The organism is Mesorhizobium sp. M6A.T.Cr.TU.017.01.1.1, from assembly GCF_004023115.1.
Classification (GTDB): domain Bacteria; phylum Pseudomonadota; class Alphaproteobacteria; order Rhizobiales; family Rhizobiaceae; genus Mesorhizobium; species Mesorhizobium mediterraneum.
Map to the genome: position 1 here is coordinate 1 of NZ_RZTA01000253.1, position 1,499 is coordinate 1,499.

Below are 1,499 nucleotides of genomic sequence, written 5' to 3' on the forward strand. Positions count from 1 at the left end.
ATCGTCTTCGACCTGATCCAGGAGGAAGGCCTGTGCGTCGGCGGCTCGACAGGCATCAACATTGCCGGCGCGATCCGGCTGGCGCGCGAAATGGGTCCCGGCCACACCATCGTGACCGTGCTTTGCGACTACGGCACGCGCTATCAGTCGAAATTGTTCAACCCGGAATTCCTGCGCCAAAAGAAACTGCCGGTGCCGGGCTGGATGGAACAGCGAAGCACAATTTCGGTGCCCTTCGAAAAGGTTGCGTGATGGCTTACAGGACGGATGCCCTGTTTCGTGGCGACGCCTATCTCAGGACGGCTGATGCCGTGGTTGTCGCCGTCAACGACCGTGGCGGCATCATTCTGGACCGGACGATCTTCTATGCCACGTCGGGCGGGCAGCCGGGCGATACGGGCACTCTCGAACGCGCCGACGGCAGCCTGATAACTGTTGCCGCCACCATCACCGGCGAGACCAAGGACGAGATCATCCACGTGCCGCCGCCTGAGCGGGCGGCGCTTGAGATCGGCGAGCCGATAAAGCTCGCCCTCGATTGGGAGAGGCGGCATCTGCTGATGCGCATGCACACAGCCTGCCATTTGCTCACCGTCGTCTGCCCGTTCCCGATCACCGGTGCCTCGGTTTCCGAGGACGACAGCCGTGTCGACTTCGATATTCCCGATGCCGGCTTCACCAAGGAGGACGTGACGGCCAGGCTGATGGAACTGGTGCGGGCCGACCACCCGGTCTTTGTCAGGCTGATCACCGACGAGGAACTGGCGGCTAATCCCGGACTGGTGAAATCCAAGAATGTTCGGCCACCCGTCGGCACCGGCAAGATCCGCCTGGTCTGCATCGGCGACAACGCCTCGATCGACAGCCAGCCTTGCGGCGGCACCCATGTGAGGAGCACTGGAGAAGTCGGCGAGGTCCATATCGGTAAAATCGAGAAGAAGGGTCGCGAAAACCGGCGCTTCCGCATACGCTTTGGCCCGATGCCCGCGGCTTGATATATAGTTTGCCAGAGGCGGGACAGGAGAAGAAGAATGGCCGAAGACAGCCCTTTCACCGTCGACGCGGATTGGTTGCAGAAGCGCCTCGGCGAGCCCGGCCTGACCATCGTCGACGCGTCCTGGTATCTGCCGGCGCAAAAGCGCGACGCGCGCGCCGAATATGATGCAACGCACATTCCGGGCGCCCGTTTCCTCGATCAGGATGCGATCTCGGATCCCGATTCCCCACTGCCGCACACGCTGCCGTCGCCGCAGCATTTCGCGCAATATGTCGGTGCGATGGGTATCTCGGCCGACGACACCATCGTCGTCTATGATGGTCCGGGCTTCTTCTCGGCGCCGCGCGCGTGGTGGATGTTCCGCGTCATGGGTGTGTTCCAGGTCTATATATTGGACGGCGGCTTCGACGGCTGGAAAGCGGCGGGACGGCCGGTCACGGCGGAGCCGACGAAGATCGCGCCTTGCGTTTTTCACGCCGATTTCGATGCCGCTCGCGTCGCC

Annotated in this window: 2 protein-coding genes and 1 pseudogene; all 3 read left to right on the plus strand. The window is 62.6% G+C overall.

Features of this window, described 5'->3' with window-relative positions:
* Nucleotides 1-252 (plus strand): annotated as a pseudogene (locus EOB36_RS33790) (cysteine synthase A); the annotation flags it as partial.
* Nucleotides 252-995 carry an alanyl-tRNA editing protein gene (locus EOB36_RS33795; RefSeq protein WP_095488589.1) on the plus strand — a complete coding sequence of 248 codons (744 nt, stop codon included), beginning with the start codon at nucleotides 252-254 and terminating at the stop codon, nucleotides 993-995. The pseudogene EOB36_RS33790 and the gene EOB36_RS33795, both read left to right, overlap by 1 nt.
* A gap of 36 nt (nucleotides 996-1,031) precedes the next feature.
* Nucleotides 1,032-1,499, plus strand: a 468-nt coding sequence (locus tag EOB36_RS33800) for a sulfurtransferase (RefSeq protein ID WP_164897722.1), incomplete at its 3' end; no start/stop codon positions are given.